17 protein-coding genes are annotated in these 14,399 nt (G+C 76.2%); 10 read left to right on the forward strand and 7 right to left on the reverse strand.

Features of this window, described 5'->3' with window-relative positions:
- The first annotated feature begins 17 nt into the window (after window positions 1-17).
- Genes FHU28_RS20235 through FHU28_RS20250 form a run of 4 tightly spaced genes read left to right on the forward strand, consistent with a single transcriptional unit; the run spans window position 18 to window position 5,349 of the window.
- Window positions 18-569: a hypothetical protein gene (locus FHU28_RS20235; RefSeq protein WP_184686095.1), complete on the forward strand. Its 552-nt coding sequence runs from the start codon at window positions 18-20 to the stop codon at window positions 567-569.
- An 11-nt stretch (window positions 570-580) separates the two neighbouring features.
- Window positions 581-1,126: a hypothetical protein gene (locus tag FHU28_RS20240; protein WP_184686096.1), complete on the forward strand. Its 546-nt coding sequence runs from the start codon at window positions 581-583 to the stop codon at window positions 1,124-1,126.
- Between the two features lie 8 nt (window positions 1,127-1,134).
- Window positions 1,135-2,556 carry a hypothetical protein gene (locus tag FHU28_RS20245; protein ID WP_184686097.1) on the forward strand — a complete coding sequence of 474 codons (1,422 nt, stop codon included), beginning with the start codon at window positions 1,135-1,137 and terminating at the stop codon, window positions 2,554-2,556.
- Between the two features lie 48 nt (window positions 2,557-2,604).
- Window positions 2,605-5,349 (forward strand): ATP-binding protein, encoded by a 2,745-nt coding sequence (locus FHU28_RS20250; protein WP_184686098.1) that lies wholly within the window; start codon window positions 2,605-2,607, stop codon window positions 5,347-5,349.
- 6 nt (window positions 5,350-5,355) lie between these two features.
- On the opposite strand, the gene FHU28_RS20255 is transcribed toward FHU28_RS20250, so the two are convergent.
- A complete protein-coding gene (locus tag FHU28_RS20255; RefSeq protein ID WP_184686099.1) occupies window positions 5,356-5,934 on the reverse strand; it encodes a TetR/AcrR family transcriptional regulator in 579 nt (192 codons plus the stop codon).
- A gap of 69 nt (window positions 5,935-6,003) precedes the next feature.
- Here FHU28_RS20255 and FHU28_RS20260 point away from each other — a divergent pair, with 69 nt between their 5' ends.
- Window positions 6,004-6,549 carry a hypothetical protein gene (locus FHU28_RS20260; RefSeq protein WP_184686100.1) on the forward strand — a complete coding sequence of 182 codons (546 nt, stop codon included), beginning with the start codon at window positions 6,004-6,006 and terminating at the stop codon, window positions 6,547-6,549.
- 54 nt (window positions 6,550-6,603) lie between these two features.
- Here FHU28_RS20260 and FHU28_RS20265 read toward each other — a convergent pair whose 3' ends face one another.
- From FHU28_RS20265 to FHU28_RS20275, 3 genes are read right to left on the reverse strand one after another with little or no spacing between them, the layout of a single operon-like run.
- Complete coding sequence (locus FHU28_RS20265) at window positions 6,604-7,440, reverse strand: SIR2 family NAD-dependent protein deacylase (protein ID WP_184686101.1); 837 nt, start codon at window positions 7,438-7,440, stop codon at window positions 6,604-6,606.
- A complete protein-coding gene (locus tag FHU28_RS20270) occupies window positions 7,437-7,724 on the reverse strand; it encodes a DUF1905 domain-containing protein (RefSeq protein WP_184686102.1) in 288 nt (95 codons plus the stop codon). The genes FHU28_RS20265 and FHU28_RS20270 overlap by 4 nt, the downstream gene beginning before the upstream one ends.
- A 4-nt stretch (window positions 7,725-7,728) precedes the next feature.
- Window positions 7,729-8,373 carry a DUF998 domain-containing protein gene (locus tag FHU28_RS20275; RefSeq protein WP_184686103.1) on the reverse strand — a complete coding sequence of 215 codons (645 nt, stop codon included), beginning with the start codon at window positions 8,371-8,373 and terminating at the stop codon, window positions 7,729-7,731.
- Window positions 8,374-8,506: 133 nt separating this feature from the next.
- On the opposite strand from FHU28_RS20275, the gene FHU28_RS20280 reads away from it, so the two are divergent.
- Together FHU28_RS20280 and FHU28_RS20285 are read left to right on the forward strand one after the other, a co-directional pair.
- Window positions 8,507-9,790, forward strand: a complete 1,284-nt coding sequence (locus FHU28_RS20280) for a sensor histidine kinase (RefSeq protein ID WP_184686104.1) — start codon at window positions 8,507-8,509, stop codon at window positions 9,788-9,790.
- Window positions 9,778-10,437, forward strand: a complete 660-nt coding sequence (locus FHU28_RS20285; protein ID WP_184686105.1) for a response regulator transcription factor — start codon at window positions 9,778-9,780, stop codon at window positions 10,435-10,437. The genes FHU28_RS20280 and FHU28_RS20285 overlap by 13 nt, the downstream gene beginning before the upstream one ends.
- A 6-nt stretch (window positions 10,438-10,443) precedes the next feature.
- Here the strand turns inward: FHU28_RS20285 and FHU28_RS20290 are convergent, their stop codons facing one another.
- Window positions 10,444-10,866, reverse strand: coding sequence for an acyl-CoA thioesterase (locus FHU28_RS20290; protein ID WP_184686106.1), 423 nt, complete (start codon window positions 10,864-10,866; stop codon window positions 10,444-10,446).
- Between the two features lie 71 nt (window positions 10,867-10,937).
- Between FHU28_RS20290 and FHU28_RS20295 the strand changes: the two genes are divergently transcribed.
- Complete coding sequence (locus tag FHU28_RS20295) at window positions 10,938-11,681, forward strand: N-acetyltransferase (RefSeq protein WP_225980708.1); 744 nt, start codon at window positions 10,938-10,940, stop codon at window positions 11,679-11,681.
- 4 nt (window positions 11,682-11,685) lie between these two features.
- On the opposite strand, the gene FHU28_RS20300 is transcribed toward FHU28_RS20295, so the two are convergent.
- The gene (locus tag FHU28_RS20300; protein WP_184686107.1) at window positions 11,686-11,991 is read right to left on the reverse strand and encodes a DUF1330 domain-containing protein; all 306 of its coding nucleotides are present in this window, start codon (window positions 11,989-11,991) and stop codon (window positions 11,686-11,688) included.
- A 142-nt stretch (window positions 11,992-12,133) separates the two neighbouring features.
- Here FHU28_RS20300 and FHU28_RS20305 point away from each other — a divergent pair, with 142 nt between their 5' ends.
- Window positions 12,134-12,988 carry a hypothetical protein gene (locus FHU28_RS20305; protein ID WP_311773626.1) on the forward strand — a complete coding sequence of 285 codons (855 nt, stop codon included), beginning with the start codon at window positions 12,134-12,136 and terminating at the stop codon, window positions 12,986-12,988.
- A 40-nt stretch (window positions 12,989-13,028) separates the two neighbouring features.
- Window positions 13,029-13,361 (forward strand): putative quinol monooxygenase, encoded by a 333-nt coding sequence (locus tag FHU28_RS20310; RefSeq protein ID WP_116505992.1) that lies wholly within the window; start codon window positions 13,029-13,031, stop codon window positions 13,359-13,361.
- 67 nt (window positions 13,362-13,428) lie between these two features.
- Here FHU28_RS20310 and FHU28_RS20315 read toward each other — a convergent pair whose 3' ends face one another.
- Complete coding sequence (locus FHU28_RS20315; RefSeq protein ID WP_184689734.1) at window positions 13,429-14,271, reverse strand: S1 family peptidase; 843 nt, start codon at window positions 14,269-14,271, stop codon at window positions 13,429-13,431.
- Between the last annotated feature and the right edge of the window lie 128 nt (window positions 14,272-14,399).

A 14,399-nucleotide genomic window follows, 5' to 3' on the forward strand; every position in this document is an offset into this window, starting at 1 on the left:
CGCCTAGCGTCGGACGCATGGCAACTGACGCGCTCACACCGGCCCGGACCGCCCGCCTCCACCGCGCCCGCCTGGCGCTGCCCCTGGTGCTGCTCGCCCTGCTCGCGCCGGCCGGGTGCGACGCCGCCGGCGGTGACCCGCTCGACCCCACTTCGGCCGACGTCGCCGAGGACGCGGACCCGGACGCGGGCGCGATGGGCGGCGTCAAGCCACCGTGCCCGTTCACCGCCGCCCAGGTGTCCGAGATCGTCGGACAGAGCATGCGCGACGACGGCAACTGCCTGTTCGGCGACGGCAAGGGCGTGGCCAGCCTGGCCGTCACCACCGCCTCGCCGGCCGCCGGCAAGATGACCTACGAGTACCAGTACGACCAGGCCGGCAAGCAGTACGAGAAGGTCGTCGACCTGGACCGGGGCGAGCAGGGCTACCTGGCGGTCAAGGACATCAGCGGTGAGGCGGTGCTGATCGACGGCAAGGGCACCTACACCGTGACGATCAGCAGCTTCGGCGGCGGCACCGCCGGCAACGAGAAGATCCTGCGCCGCGCACTCGACGCGATCCCGGCCTGAGCGGGGCAGGCGTGCGAACCCGAGGACTGATCGCGCTCGCGCTGACCGCGACCCTGCTCACCGCCTCGGCCGGATGCGGCGACGACGAACCGCCGGCCGTCGGTGGCACTGCGTCCGCCGCGGGCGCGCCGGTCGCAGACCCGACCGGGGACGCGCCGGCCGAGCCGAGCACCGAACCGGTGGACGACGCCGCCGGGCCGGACGCCTGCGCGCTGGTGTCCAAGGCCGACGCCGAACGTCTCGCCGGCACGCCGCTCGACGAGCCGGTCGCCGCCGGGCAGTCGTGCACGTACACCGGACCGACGAGCGGGCCCACCGCCCAGGTCGAGTCGTTCGTGGGCGAGGGCGCCAAGAAGTACCTCGACATCGAGCGGCAGCTCGGGCACGAGATCCGGGAGCTGAGCGGGGTGGCCGACGAGGCGCTGTTCACCGCGGAGGCGTTCTTCCTTCGCAAGGGCGAGCTGTGGGTCGCGGTACGGCTGGTGCGGCTCAACGACCCGCAGGAGAACCGGGCGCCGCTGGAACGGCTCGCCCGTACCGTCGCCGGCCGGATGTGAGGCGGCCGGTGCGCGGCCGTCGGCTGCTCGCGGCCGGCGTGGCGGCGCTGCTGGCGGTGACCGGCTGCGCCGGGCCCACGCCCGGCCCGGCCGACGCGGGCGACGGGGAGCAGCCCCGCTACGGGCAGGCCCCGGCGCCGGGAAAGGACGTCACGCTGCAACCGGACGTGGTGCTCGTCGGCGGCGGCAGCCGGACCGTGCGGTCGGTGAGCCCGGACGGGCTGACCTGGCGGCTCGACCCGGACGCGCGCGACGCCGACCGGCTCGCGCCCGGCAAGGTCATGTTCCTCACCGGACGCGGCGTGGGACGGGTGCTCGACCTGGCCGAGGAAGGCGGCGACCTGGTCGTCACGATCGGCCCGGTCGCACTCACCGAGGTGATCCGCGACGGCACGTTCGGCGGGGACGACGTCACCCTCGACCGGCCGACCGTCTATGTAGCGGGTGAACCGTCGTGGACCCGGGACGCCGCAGCGGCCGGTGGCACGCTCGGCCGGGCCCGTCCGCTCGCCGTCGCCCCCGCGCAGCCTCCGCCCGCGCCGGGCGGGCAGGCGGCCGCCACCGCCCAGGGCTACCGGGTACGGACGTTCTGCTGCGCCGGCGGTGTCGGCACGCACTTCACGTACGACGACGGCGGCGTCCGGCTCGCCGGCACCCTCACGCTGACCGTCGGCCGTCCGGCCGCGTCGTTCCATTTGGCCATCGGCGCCGGCCGGGTGACCCGGGCCGAACTGGAGATCGGCGGCGGCTTCGGCATCAAGGTGGACTTCACCGCCGGCGTCGACGGCGGGCAGAACCACCGCAAGACGTTCCCGATCCCGGTCGACATCGCGTTCCCGATCGGGCTGATCGCCGGCCTGCCGCTGTCGTTCACGGTGAGCCAGACGCTGGAGGTGGCCACCGCGTTCGGCGCCCGACTGGGCACGTTCCGCGGCGCCGGCGAGTACGCGCTGGCCGGCAAGCTCGGCTTCGGCTACACCAACGGCCAGGTGGGCTCGCGCGTGACGGAGGGCTTCGCGCGCCGGGTGAGCCTGCTCGACTCGCTCACCGGCGTGCCGGTCGGCGTGATGGGGCTGGTCATCCGGCACGGCGTGCGGTTCACCATGGGCATCAGCGCGTTCCTGTTCACCGCCGGTGTGTGGTTCGAGCTGGTCACCTCGTACGGGGCCACGATCGGGTCCGCGCTCGGCGCGCCGTACGCGCTGTGCCGCGGCGTCGGCCTCGGCGTACGGGCGAGGTTCGGGATCGGCTACCGCATCCTGGAACCCGTCGTCCAAGTGATCAACAAGTTCCTCAGCCTGCTCAGCCCGTCCCGGGCGCCCCGGATCCCGCCGATCGCGGCGACCGCCGGACCGAGTTGGAGCGCCGACGTCTACCACGACGAGGAGGTCATCCCGCCCGTCTCGATATGCAAACAGGTTCCAGGCTAGGCCGCGCCGACGCTGGGTTCGCGGGCGCCGCTGTGCCACGATCCCGCCATGGACGCCGCACTGGTCGGCCGCGACGCGGTCGTCGAGCGGGTGTGGCGCGCCCTGGCGGCGGGCACTCCGGTGCTGCTCGACGGTCCCAGCGGCATCGGCAAGACGGCGCTGTGGCGAGCCGTGCTCGACCACGCCCGGCGCACCGGCTGGCGGGTGCTGTCCGCCGCGCCCACCGAGGCCGAGACGGCGCTGCCGTACGCGGCGCTCGCCGACGTGCTCCGCCCGCTGGCCGACGCGCTACCAGGGCTGCCGGCGCCGCAGCGGGCCGCAGCCGACATGGTGCTCCTGACCGGCGAGCACGACGGCGCGGCGGTCGACGAACGAGCAGTGGGCGCCGCCACCCGCACCCTGCTCGACACGGCGGTGACGGATGCGCCTCGCCTCCTGCTCGCCGTCGACGACCCGCAGTGGCTGGACCCGCCGAGCGCCCGGGCGCTGCGGTTCGCGCTGCGCCGGCTGTCCCGGTGGCCCGCCGTCCTGGCCACCCACCGCACCGGCGAGAACCCGCCGGCGCCGGTGCCGCTCGGGCTGGACGACGACCCGACCGGCCGGCACCCGCTGCTGCGCGCCGACGTACCGCCGCTGCCCGCGCCCGACCTGCACCGCATCCTGCAGGCCCGCCTCGGCGGCACGCTCAGCCGCCCGCTCGTCGAGCGGCTGGCGCGTGACGCGGACGGCAACCCGCTGCTCGCCGTGGAACTGGCCCGGGCGGTGCTGCGGCTGCCCCGCCCGCCCGCGCACGACGAAGACCTGCCCGTGCCGTCGTCGCTGCGCCGGCTGCTCGCCGAGACGCTGCGGACGCTGCCCGGCCCGAGCCGGGAGGCGGTACGGCTGGCCGCGTTGCTGACCGTGCCGGACATGCGGGACCTGACGGCGGCGGGCGTACCGCCCGGCGCGCTGGACGCGGCGGAGGACGCTGGGCTGGTCGTGGTCACGCCGAGCCGGATCAGCTTCGCGCACCCCCGGTACGCGGCAGCGGTCCGGGAGAGCATCCCGCCGGGGGCCCGGCGGCGCCTGCACGCGGTGCTCGCCCGAGCGGTCGCCGACCCGGACGAGCGGGCCCGGCAACTGGCCCGGTGCGCGGTCGCGCCGGACGCGGACGTCGCCGCCGACCTGGCCGCCGCGGCGGCCCGGCAGCGGATGCGCGGCGCGGCCGCGCTCGCCGCCGACTGGTACGCGCGGGCGGCCGAGCTGACCCCGCCGGCCGCGACCGCCGACCGCAACCGGCGTCGCCTGGACGCGGTGCAGTGCCGCATCGACAGCGGGGACTACGCGGCGGCCGGCCGGGCCGCCGAGGCCGCGGCCGCGGAGCTGGCCGGCGCCGAGCGGGGTGAGGCGCTGCTGCTGCGCGCGCTCGTCGCCTGGTGCGCCGACGACCTGGTCACCGCCGTGCGGGTGGCCGAGCAGGCGCTCGCCGCGGCCGGAGGGGACGGGCACCTGGCCGGGCGGATCCACACGCATCTGACGATGTTCCACGACCAGCCGGAGGCCGCGCGGGCGCACGCGCGGGCGGCGATCGCCCGGCTCTCCGACCGCGACGACCACCGCCCGCTGCTCACCGCCGCGCTGCTGCTGCTCTTCTTCCACGAGGTACGCGCCGGCGGAGAGGCGCCGACCGGGCTGCTCGACCGGGCGCTGGCGCTGGAGGCCGGCGAACCGTCCTACCTGGCCGGTTCGGTGCCGGCGATCTGGTGGAAGGCCGTCGACGACCACGACCGGGCGCGGGCCCGGCTGCACCTGATGCTGGATCGGGCGGTGGCGCGCGGGGACGACCCGCTGCGGCACGAGGCGCTCACCCACCTCGGCGAGACGGAACTGCTGGCCGGGCGTTTCGCCGAGGCCGGTACGCACATCGCCGCCGCCCGCGACCTGGGTGAGCAGCTGGGCACGGGCCTGGTGGGCGAGAGTTGGCTGGCCGGCATGCTCGACGCGCACCGTGGCCGGCTGGCGCGGGCGGGCGCCGCCGCGGCCGGACTGCGCCGCGACGACGACCGCGGCGACACCTGGAGCCGCCGGCTGCACCGCCAGCTCGCCGGGCTGGTGGCGCTCGCCTCGGGCGAATGGGCCACGGCCGCGGCGGCGTACGGCTCGCTCGCGGCCGACCTGGACGGTTCGGGCATCGCCGAGCCGCTGGGGCAGCGGTTCGAGCCGGACTGGATCGAGGCGTGCGTGGGCGCCGGTGACCTGGACACCGCGCACGCGGCGCTGGACCGGCTGGCCCGGCGGCACGGGCGGCTGCCGCGACCGTGGACGACGCTCGGGCTGGCCCGCAGCCGGGTGCTGCTGGCCGGCGCGACGGGAGCGGACCCGGGCGAGGCGCTGGACGCGCTGGCGCAGGCCCGGGCCGCCGTGCCGGAGGCGGTGCTGCCGCTGGACCGGGCCCGCTGCCTGCTCGCCGCCGGCCAGGCGTACCGGCGGGTGCGTCGCCGGCGGGAGGCGCGGGCGGCGCTCGACGCGGCGGTGGCCGAGTTCGACGCCCTCGGCGCGTCCGCCTTCGCCGACCGGGCGCGGGCGGAGCTGGGCCGCATCGGCGCCCGCACCCCGGCCCCGACGACGCTCACCGCGACGGAGGAGCGGGTGGCCCGGCTCGCCGCCCGGGGGCAGACGAACCGGCTCATCGCCGACGCGCTCTACATCAGCCCGAAGACGGTCGAGGCGAACCTGGCCCGGGTCTACCGCAAGCTGGGCATCGCCAGCCGCGCCGAACTGGGCGCGGCGATGGGGCGGCCACCCGGGCAGTGACCGCGCTCAGGGCGCGGCGAACGTGTCCAGGTACGCGCCGAGCAGCTCGCGGGCACGCCCGGGCGGCATCCGCTCGGGGTACGTCAGCGCGTGCAGCGCGAGCCCGTCGAGCAGGGCGTGCAGCCGCGCGGCGGCCGCGGGGTCGGGCACCGGTTCCCCGGTGAGGAGACAGACGGCGAAGTCGACGGCGCGACGGATGCCGTCGTCCGCCTCGGTCATCCGGGACCGCGCGGCCGGGTCGGTCTGGGCGCGCGCGGCGAGCAGCAGCCACACCTCGGCCTCGCGGACGCGCTGGCGGTCCAGCGGCAGCAGGTGTTCCAGCACCCGCTGGGCGACCTCGCGCGGAGGGCCGGTCCGGTCGTCCGCGGCGATCCGCTCGGCCGCCTCGGCCTGTACGTGCTCCATGGCGAACACCAGCAGCTCGGTCTGGGTCGCGAAGTAGTGCCGCAGCGCGCTCGGTGACCAGCCCGCCTCGGCCGCGATGCTGCGCACGGTGGCGGCGCCGACGCCGTCGCGGTAGACGACCCGCCACATCGCCCGCGCCAGTTCGGCACGGCGCGCGTCGTGGTCGACGATCTTGGGCACGCGCCCTCCGGAATCTGGTTGACGGCCGCTGTTACGGTTATCGTACAGCGTACTAGAAAAGAGGGCCGCATGCTCGTGGCAGTGATCGTCGGGTGCGAGGTGGCGTTCTGGGTGGTCCTGCTCGCCGGACTGATCGCCCGGTACCCGCTGCGGCGGCCCCGCCTCGGCGCGGCGCTGCTGATCGCCGTGCCCGTGGTCGATCTCGTCCTGCTGGCCGCCACCATGATCGACCTGCGCCGGGGCGCCACCGCCACGTTCGCCCACGGCCTCGCCGCCGCGTACCTCGGGTTCTCGGTGGCGTTCGGGCACAGCATGGTGCGCTGGGCCGACGAGCGGTTCGCCCACCGGTTCGCCGGCGGCCCTCCCCCGCGCCGGGCCCCCCGGTACGGGATGGCGCGGGCCCGGCACGAGTGGCGCGAGTGGGGCAAGGGCATGATCGGCTGGGCGGTCGCCTGCGCCGTGTTGCTGGCCGGCATCGCAGTGGTCGGCGACGGCGAGCGCACCGCCGAGCTGTGGGCGTGGACCGGCCGGCTCAGCGTGGTGATGGCGGGCTGGCTGGTGTTCTGGCCGGTCGCGTACACCGTGTTCCCGAAGCGGGCACCGCGCGGCGCGTGAGACTCACCCCTCCGCGGGTGCTGCGCGGCCCATCGGGGCGGAGCGGCCCGGCGGTCAGCCGGCGTCCGGCCAGGCGGCACGGACCAGCGCGGGCAGCACCTCGCCGGCCGGGCCGCGCAGGTTCACCGCGCAGATCGCGTCCAGCGGCGTCGGCACCGGGTTCACCTGCACCACCGGCGCGCCGAGGCGGGCCGCCACGAGCGGGATCTCGGCGGCCGGATGCACGAGCGCCGAGGTGCCCACTGTCAGCAGCAGGTCGCAGGCGGACGCCGCCTCGACCGCCGCGCTGAGCGCGGTCTCCGGCAGCGCCTCGCCGAACCAGACCACGCCGGGCCGTACCGGCGCCCCGCATCCGGCGCACGCGGGCGGGATCAGCGGCCCGTCCGGCGGTTCCGGCGCGTGCGACTCCACCCCGCCGTGCGGTTCCGGCCCGCCGGGCGGTACCGGCGGATCGGCGGGCGGCGGCAGGTCGGGCGGCACCGGCGCGGGGCGGGCGCAGGCCGAGCAGCGGGGCGCGAACAGGCTGCCGTGCAGGCGTACCGGGGCGGGGACGCCGCCGCGCTCGTGCAGGTCGTCGACGTTCTGCGTGATCACCACCGTCTCCGACAGCCGGGCCGCGATCGCCGCGACCGCCCGGTGCCCCGGATTCGGGCGGGCCCGGCGCACCCCGCGCCGCCGTGCCTCGTACCATCCCCACACCAGCGCCGGGTCGGCCCGGAACGCGGCGGGGGTCGCCAGCTCCTGCGGGTCGTAGCGCTGCCAGAGCCCGGTCTGGGCGTCCCGGAACGTCGGCACGCCGCTCTCGGCGGACATGCCTGCGCCGGTGAACACCACCGGCCGCTGCGCGGCGGCGAGCAGCCGGCCCGCCTCGGCCAGCTCCGGCCCGGTCACACGTCCACCGTCAGCCGCACGTCGACCCGGTCACCCAGCTCGATGCCCTCGGCCCGGCGCGCCGCGACCCGCAGCGGCACCACGTACCGCCCGTCCTTCGGCCACAGCGACGTCCGCCAGTCGGTGCCGCCGATGCTCACCGTCACCGGGATCATGCCCCAGCCGTAGGTGACCGACGCCGAGGCGGCCTCGATCGCCGCGCTCTGCTCGTCGGGCACCGTGACGAAGTGGTACGGCGCCGGGCCGCGCCAGAACCACACCTCGCCGCTGAACGCCAGCTCCATCCGGTCAGGATAGGGGCCGGGACCGACGGAACCCGAGCAGCCGCAACCCGGCCGCCGTCACCCAGGCGAACAGCGGGAACACGGCGACGCGTTCCATGCCGCCCACGCCGATGCCGGCGTCCACCCGGGACAGGAACAGCACGGTGCCGGCCAGCCCGAGCAGGCCCAGGAGCGCGCTGACGGCCCGCAGCCCGCGCAGCAGCGGCGACCGGCCGGCGAGCGCGGCGGCGAGCATCGCGGCGTTGCCGAGGGCGAAGACCAGCAGCGCGCCGAGCACGTGAAGGTTCTCGTCCACGTCGGCCGGGTAGAGGCCGGCCAGCACGTACCCGCACCCGGCGGTCACGATCGACGCGACGGCGACGGCCGCGGCGCGACCCGGGCGCAGCGCGCGGTGTGCGAGCAGCGCGCCGAGCGCGAGCAGCAGCCCGGCGCCGACGAGGACGGCGTTCATGGCCGGGTGCCACGGCGAGCAGACCGGGCGCGGGCGGCTGGTGTCCCACACGCCGCAGGTCACGTTCCCCAGGTCGCTGATGTTGTGCTCGGCCCAGCTGAACCCGGGTTGCTCCCAGGCCAGGCCCACGATGACGTTGGCGGCCAGGAACGACGCGGTGGCGAGCAGCCAGCATGCGCCCGCGAGGCGGTTTCTCATCCGCCGAGTGCACCGTCTCGCGGCGGCCCGGCGCACGGGGTGTGGCGGGCCGGTTCGGGGTAGGGCCAGACCTACCCGGAGAGCGGGGTCCAGCCGGCTGGGCCGGGCGGCGCGGCCTGGCTAGCGTCGGGCCATGACAGTTGATCACGGGCTGGCCGTTGCGTTGCGCCGCCGCCGCTACCTGCTCTCCGCGTGGCCGTGGCGGGCGCTGGCGTACGCCCTCACGACCCTGCCCCTGGCCGGCGCGGCGGCGTTCGGGGCGGCGGTGGTCGCCGCGCCGCTGCTGCTGGTCGTCAGCGCGCTGCGGCGGGGCCGCCCGGTCGACGCCGAGGCGCTGGCGGTGCTGGCCGTGGTGGCGCTGGCGGTGGTGGCGTTCGCCCCGCTGGCCGGCGCGCCGGTGGCGGCGGTCGAGCGGTGGCGCCTCGGCCTGGTCGACGACCGTCCGGTGACCGCGCCGAGGTGGCGGGGACTCGCCGCCCGTTTCACCACCGCCACCGGGTGGCGGGAGGGCGCGTACCTGGCCGTGCTGGGGGTGGTGCTGCCGCTGGCGTACGGGATGTTCGGCCTGCTCGTGCTGCTGGACGTGGCGCTCGTCGCCGGTCCGTGGCTGGCCGGCGGCGAGGACCGGATCGTGCTGGTCTGGGCCACAGTCGACTCCCCGGCCGAGGCGGTCCCGTACGCGCTCGCCGGTCTGCTGGCCGTCCCGGCGCTGGTCTACCTGGCCGGGCTGCTGGTCGCGGCCCAGGCGGCGGTGGCCCGCCGGCTGCTCGACGACGCGCCCGGCGGCGCGGCCCTGCGCGAGGTGACCCGGTCGCGCGCCCGCCTGGTGGGCGCCTACGAGGCGGAGCGGCGCCGCATCGAGCGGGACATGCACGACGGCGCGCAGCCGCGCCTGACCGCCCTGACGCTTCAGCTCGGGTTGGCCCGCCTCGACGTGCCGGACGACTCCCCGGCGGCGAAGCCGCTCGCGGTGGCGCACGAGCAGGCCAAGGAGCTGATGGTGACGTTGCGCGGAATCGTCCAGGGCATCCGCCCGCAGCAGCTCACCGAACTCGGCCTGGCCGGGGCGGTCGGCGAGCTGGCCGCACGGTCGGTCGTACCGGTCACCGTGCGCGCGGACCTGACCCGCCCGGTGCCCGACCTGATCGAGACCACCGCCTGGTACGTGGTCTCCGAGACGCTCGGCAACGTCGCCCGGCACGCCGGGGCCGGCCGGGCGCAGGTGCGGCTGACCCGCGACGACCGGCGGCTGGTGGTGGAGGTGCGCGACGACGGCCGGGGCGGCGCCGACCCGGCGCGCGGCACCGGCCTGACCGGGCTCGCGGACCGGGTGGCGGCGGTGGAAGGGCGGCTGCTGCTGTCCAGCCCGCCCGGTGGGCCTACCCTCGTCCGGGTGGAGCTGCCGTGCCGTCCGTGACCCGGGTCGTCCTCGCCGAGGACGAGGTGCTGCTGCGGGAGGGCCTGGTCGGTGTACTGACCCGGTTCGGCTTCGCGGTGGACGCCGCCGTCGGCTCCGCCCCGGAACTGCTCGACGCGGTCCGCACGCACCGGCCCGACCTGCTGGTGACCGACATCAGGATGCCGCCGCAGCACCGCGACGACGGCCTGCGCGCCGCGGTCACGCTACGCGCGGAACGCCCGGACCTCGCGGTGGTGGTGCTCAGCCAGCACGTGCAGAGCGGGTACGCCGCCGCGCTGCTCGACAGCGGCGACGGCAACCGGGTCGGCTACCTGCTCAAGGACCGGGTCGCCGACGTCGCGGAGTTCGCCGAGACGCTGCGCCGGGTGGCGGCCGGCGGCACCGCCGTCGACCCGGACGTGGTGCGGCACCTGCTGCGCCGCCCCCGTGACCCGCTCGCCGCGCTGTCGCGGCGGGAGCGGGAGGTGCTGGGGCTGGTCGCCGAGGGCCACTCGAACACGGCCATCGCCTCCCGGCTGCACGTCACCGAGGCGGCCGTCGGCAAGCACGTGGGCAACATCCTGGCCAAGCTCGGCCTGCCGCCGGACGAGGACACCAACCGCCGGGTGCTGGCGGTGCTCGCCTACCTGCGCGCGGAGAGTTGACCGGCGCTACAGGCTCATCGGCACGGGGTCGGTGGCCAGCGCCCGGAACCGCTCGCGCGGGTCGGGCACCAGCCGCCGCTCGGCCAGGTCGAGCAGCCCGCCGACGCCGCTGACCGAGGCGACCGGGGTGCCGTCCGCGCGGGTGAACTCCTGGCTGATCCGGAACGTCTTGCCCTCGCCCCAGTGGAACTCGCAGGTGACGTCGACCTCGTCGCCGCCGCGCAGCTCCCGCAGGTAGCGCACCGTCACCTCCAGCGCGACCGGCCCGACGCCACCGGCGAGCAGCCGTTCCTGGCCGACGCCGGACGCCCGCAGACACTCCCAGCGGGCGTGCTCGGCGTACTGGAGGTAGACCGCCTGGTTGAGGTGCCCCTGCGTGTCGAGTTCGTAGCCGCGCACCGTGACGCGTACCCGGAACGGATCTGCCATGCCGGCAGCCTAGCCAGCGGCGCCGACAAATCGGCGTGCGGTCCGGGCCGCGCGGCTCTAGCCTGCCCGGCGTGACTCTGGAGATCGTGACCCTGGCGCAGCGGCCCGACCTGGCGCCGCTGCTCGACGCCGACTTCGACGGCGCCTGGCCGCCGTTCATGCTCTGGGACCCGATGGGCGCGCTCTACTACGGCGTCGCGCACGACCTCTACCCGGAGTTCGTCTTCGCCGCCGTCGACCCGGCCGAGCCGGGCCGGGCCGTGGCCCGGGGGTACGCGGCGCCGCTGCGCTGGACCGAGGACGAGCTGCCCGACGGCGGCTGGGACCGGGTGATCCAGCGGGCCACGCTCGGCCGCCTCACCGGGTCCACCCCCAACCTGGTGTCCGCGCTGGAGATCTGCGTGCGCCCGGACCGGCGCGGCGGCGGCGTGTCCGGGCTGATGCTCGACGCCATGCGCGCCGCGGTGGCCCGCGCCGGGTTCGACACGCTGGTGGCGCCGGTGCGCCCGAACGGCAAGGCCGCCGCCCCGGACGTGCCGATGACCGAGTACGCGGCCCGGCGCCGCCCGGACGGGCTGCCGGCCGACCCGTGGCTGCGGGTGCACGTACGGGCCGGCGGGGTGATCGAGCGGGTGGCGCCCCGGTCGATGACGGTGACCGGGACGCTCGCGGACTGGCGGCGCTGGACCGGGCTGCCGTTCGACACCTCCGGGCCGGTACGCGTGCCGGGCGCGCTGACGCCGGTGCTCGTCGACGTCGACCACGACCACGCCGCGTACGTGGAACCAAACGTGTGGGTGCGCCACCGTCTCTGACCGGTCAGGCCGGCCAGGCGTGACCGATCCCGTCGAGCAGCAGGACCACGCCCTCGGTGGCCGCCTCCCGGTCCCGGGAGATCTCCCGGTACTCCGGCGAGGTGGACCAGCGCTCGAAGTCCTCCCGGCTGTCGAACGACAGCAGAACCGCCTTCTGGTGCGGCCACTCCCCCTCGACCACGTGCGGGCTGGTGTCGGCGGCGAGCAGCCGCCCGCCGTAGCGGGCCAGCACCGGCGGGAAGGCGGCGGCGTACCTGTCGTAGCGAGCCCGGTCGTGGATGGTGAGCTGCGCGAGGGCGTAGACGGTCACCGGCTCAGGTTACCGATCGCCCGAGCGCTCCGACCTCGTCCGTCGGGCCGGATCCCGCGCCGTCGCGAGCCGGGTCAACTGTCCGGTGTGCTCTAGCCATTATGGTCCTGACCTGCGAATACTGGTGGCAGGTCCGCGCGGCGTGGGGGGAAGATGTGGGGACGACCTGTACCAGCAACTCGCGGTGCTGTCCCCGCGCGACCCCGGGCGGGCGGAGGCGCTGCGCGCGCAGCTGTCCAGGGTCGAGGGGGTGCTCGGGCGCAGCGGCGTGGTCGAGTGGCTGCGCGGCGGCAACCTGGAGTACGCGTGGCAGACCATCCACTCGGTGGAACGGGCCATGGTGGCGCTGCGCAGTTCGGACGAGCTGACCGGGCTGCTGCCCGCGTACCGCAGCGCGGCGGCGCAGGTGCTGCCGGCCGACGACAAGGTGTTCACCGATCTCGACCCGGCGGCCGGCGCCCCGTCCGAGGCGCTGCTGCGCGCCCGGGTGCAGGCGCTGCTGCTGCGCTACCACTCCGCGTCCGACGAGTTCCACGAGTCGGCGCGGCGGCTGCGCAACCGGATGCTGGGGCTGTCGGTGTTCGCGCTGCTGGCGGAGGTCCTCGTGGTGCTGGTGCAGTGGCGCAGCCACGACGTACGGCTGCTGGAGGCGCCGACCGACGCCGGTGGCGTGCCCGCCTGGCGGCTGCTGTTCTTCGTGCTGATCGCCGGGGCGCTCGGTGCGTTCCTCAGCGCGCTGCCCTCGATGATCACCTCCCGGTCCGGCGGGCTGCCCTACAAGCTGCCGTTCCAGCAGGGGCTGCTGAAGCTCGCGATCGGCCCGCTGGTGGCGGTGGTCGGCATCATGCTGGTCATCGGCGGCTTGGTGAAGACCAGTGTGAGCAGCACCGCCGCGCTGCTGGGCCTGGCGATCGTGTTCGGCGCCGGGCAGCAGGCGGTCACCGCGTTCGCCGACCGGCGGGCGGCCGAACTGCTCGGCCCGGCGGCCAAGAGCTGATCGGGCGCGGGTCACCGCCGGCCCTGGGTAGCCTGATCCCATGATCTTCATTACCGCCAAGTTCCGGGTCCGCCCGGAAGACGCCGACAACTGGCCGCGGATCGCCGCCGACTTCACCGCCGCGACCCGGGCCGAGCCCGGCTGCCTGTGGTTCGACTGGTCGCGCAGCCTGGACGACCCGACCGAGTACGTGCTGGTAGAGGCGTTCCGCGACGACGAGGCGGGCGCGGCGCACGTGCAGTCGGAGCACTTCCGGGCCGCCCAGCGCACGCTGCCGCCGCACCTGGCCGAGACGCCCCGGATCGTCAACGTGACGGTGCCGCAGCAGGACTGGTCGCGGCTGGGCGAGATGGCCGTACCCGGCGACGCCTGACCGGACGGCGCGGCCCGGGAACGCGCGGTCCGGCGCGGGCGGCGCGGCGGCCGCCCGCGCGGGCCCGTCAGGGGATCGTCAGGCCGTACGCGGCGAGGATCTCCAGGATCGGCTGGTAGTAGCTGGTGCCGCCGCTCGCGCAGTTGCCGCTGCCGCCGGAGAGGACGCCGATGACGGTGCCGGTCGCGGCCACGTAGAGCGGTCCGCCGCTGTCGCCCGGCTCGGCGCAGATGTTCGTGCGGATGAGCCCGGTGACGCTGCCCTCGGCGTAGTTGACGGTCGCGTTCAGCCCGGTGACCGAGCCGCACCGCACGCCCGTGGTGGCGCCGCTGCGGCAGACCGCCTGCCCGACGTACGCGCTGCCGGCCGCGGTGACGGTGACCTGCCCCGGGTAGGTGTGGATCGCGCTCGGGTGGGCGACGGTCCCGGTGTAGCGGACCACGCCGTAGTCGTTGCCGGGGAAGCTGCTTCCGGTCCGGCTGCCCAGCACCGTGGCGCGGGCGCTGTCGGCGTACCAGGTGGCGGCGAGGCGGGTGCAGTGCCCGGCGGTGACGAAGTACCAGGTGGCGCCGCTGCGCACGTTCGCGCCCAGTGAGCAGCGCCCGCTGCCGCCGTAGATCGCCTGGCCGCCGGCGATGAGCGTGCGCAGCCGCCCGGGTTCGTGGCGCAGGACCGCGCCGGCCCGGTCGGCCGTGCGGCGCAGCGCGGACAGTTCGCTGCCGCGTACCGTGTCGTCGGCGGTGACGGTGAGCCGGCCGGTGGCCGGGTCGTGTCCCCAGGCGGTGCCGGGCGTGCGGATCCCGGCGAGCACTGCGGGTCCGGCCGGCGCGGCGACGCCGGCGCGGGCGACCGCCGGGGTGCCGGCCAGCAGCGCGGCGAGGGCAAGTACGACGAGCGAGGGCCGGCGCATCCGGAGGACCCCTTCCATCGTCTACGGTCGATTAGCCAAGCATCGGTCCGGGGACGCGATCCACTCAAGCGGCAGGCACCGTCGCCGGCTCGCGCGCGGGCGGCTCGCCCCGAAACTTCCGGAGCCGC

Origin of the sequence: Micromonospora echinospora, from assembly GCF_014203425.1 — a bacterium.
Classification (GTDB): domain Bacteria; phylum Actinomycetota; class Actinomycetes; order Mycobacteriales; family Micromonosporaceae; genus Micromonospora; species Micromonospora echinospora_A.

What these genes read in the sequence shown, in the direction of transcription:
- FHU28_RS20235 (WP_184686095.1), top strand. Translation starts at nt 18, where the DNA reads ATGGCAACTGACGCGCTCACACCGGCCCGGACCGCCCGCCTCCACCGC.
- FHU28_RS20250 (WP_184686098.1), top strand. Translation starts at nt 2,605, where the DNA reads ATGGACGCCGCACTGGTCGGCCGCGACGCGGTCGTCGAGCGGGTGTGG.
- FHU28_RS20260 (WP_184686100.1), top strand. Translation starts at nt 6,004, where the DNA reads ATGCTCGTGGCAGTGATCGTCGGGTGCGAGGTGGCGTTCTGGGTGGTC.
- FHU28_RS20270 (WP_184686102.1), bottom strand. Translation starts at nt 7,724, where the DNA reads ATGGAGCTGGCGTTCAGCGGCGAGGTGTGGTTCTGGCGCGGCCCGGCG.
- FHU28_RS20275 (WP_184686103.1), bottom strand. Translation starts at nt 8,373, where the DNA reads ATGAGAAACCGCCTCGCGGGCGCATGCTGGCTGCTCGCCACCGCGTCG.
- FHU28_RS20280 (WP_184686104.1), top strand. Translation starts at nt 8,507, where the DNA reads ATGACAGTTGATCACGGGCTGGCCGTTGCGTTGCGCCGCCGCCGCTAC.
- FHU28_RS20290 (WP_184686106.1), bottom strand. Translation starts at nt 10,866, where the DNA reads ATGGCAGATCCGTTCCGGGTACGCGTCACGGTGCGCGGCTACGAACTC.
- FHU28_RS20310 (WP_116505992.1), top strand. Translation starts at nt 13,029, where the DNA reads ATGATCTTCATTACCGCCAAGTTCCGGGTCCGCCCGGAAGACGCCGAC.
- FHU28_RS20315 (WP_184689734.1), bottom strand. Translation starts at nt 14,271, where the DNA reads ATGCGCCGGCCCTCGCTCGTCGTACTTGCCCTCGCCGCGCTGCTGGCC.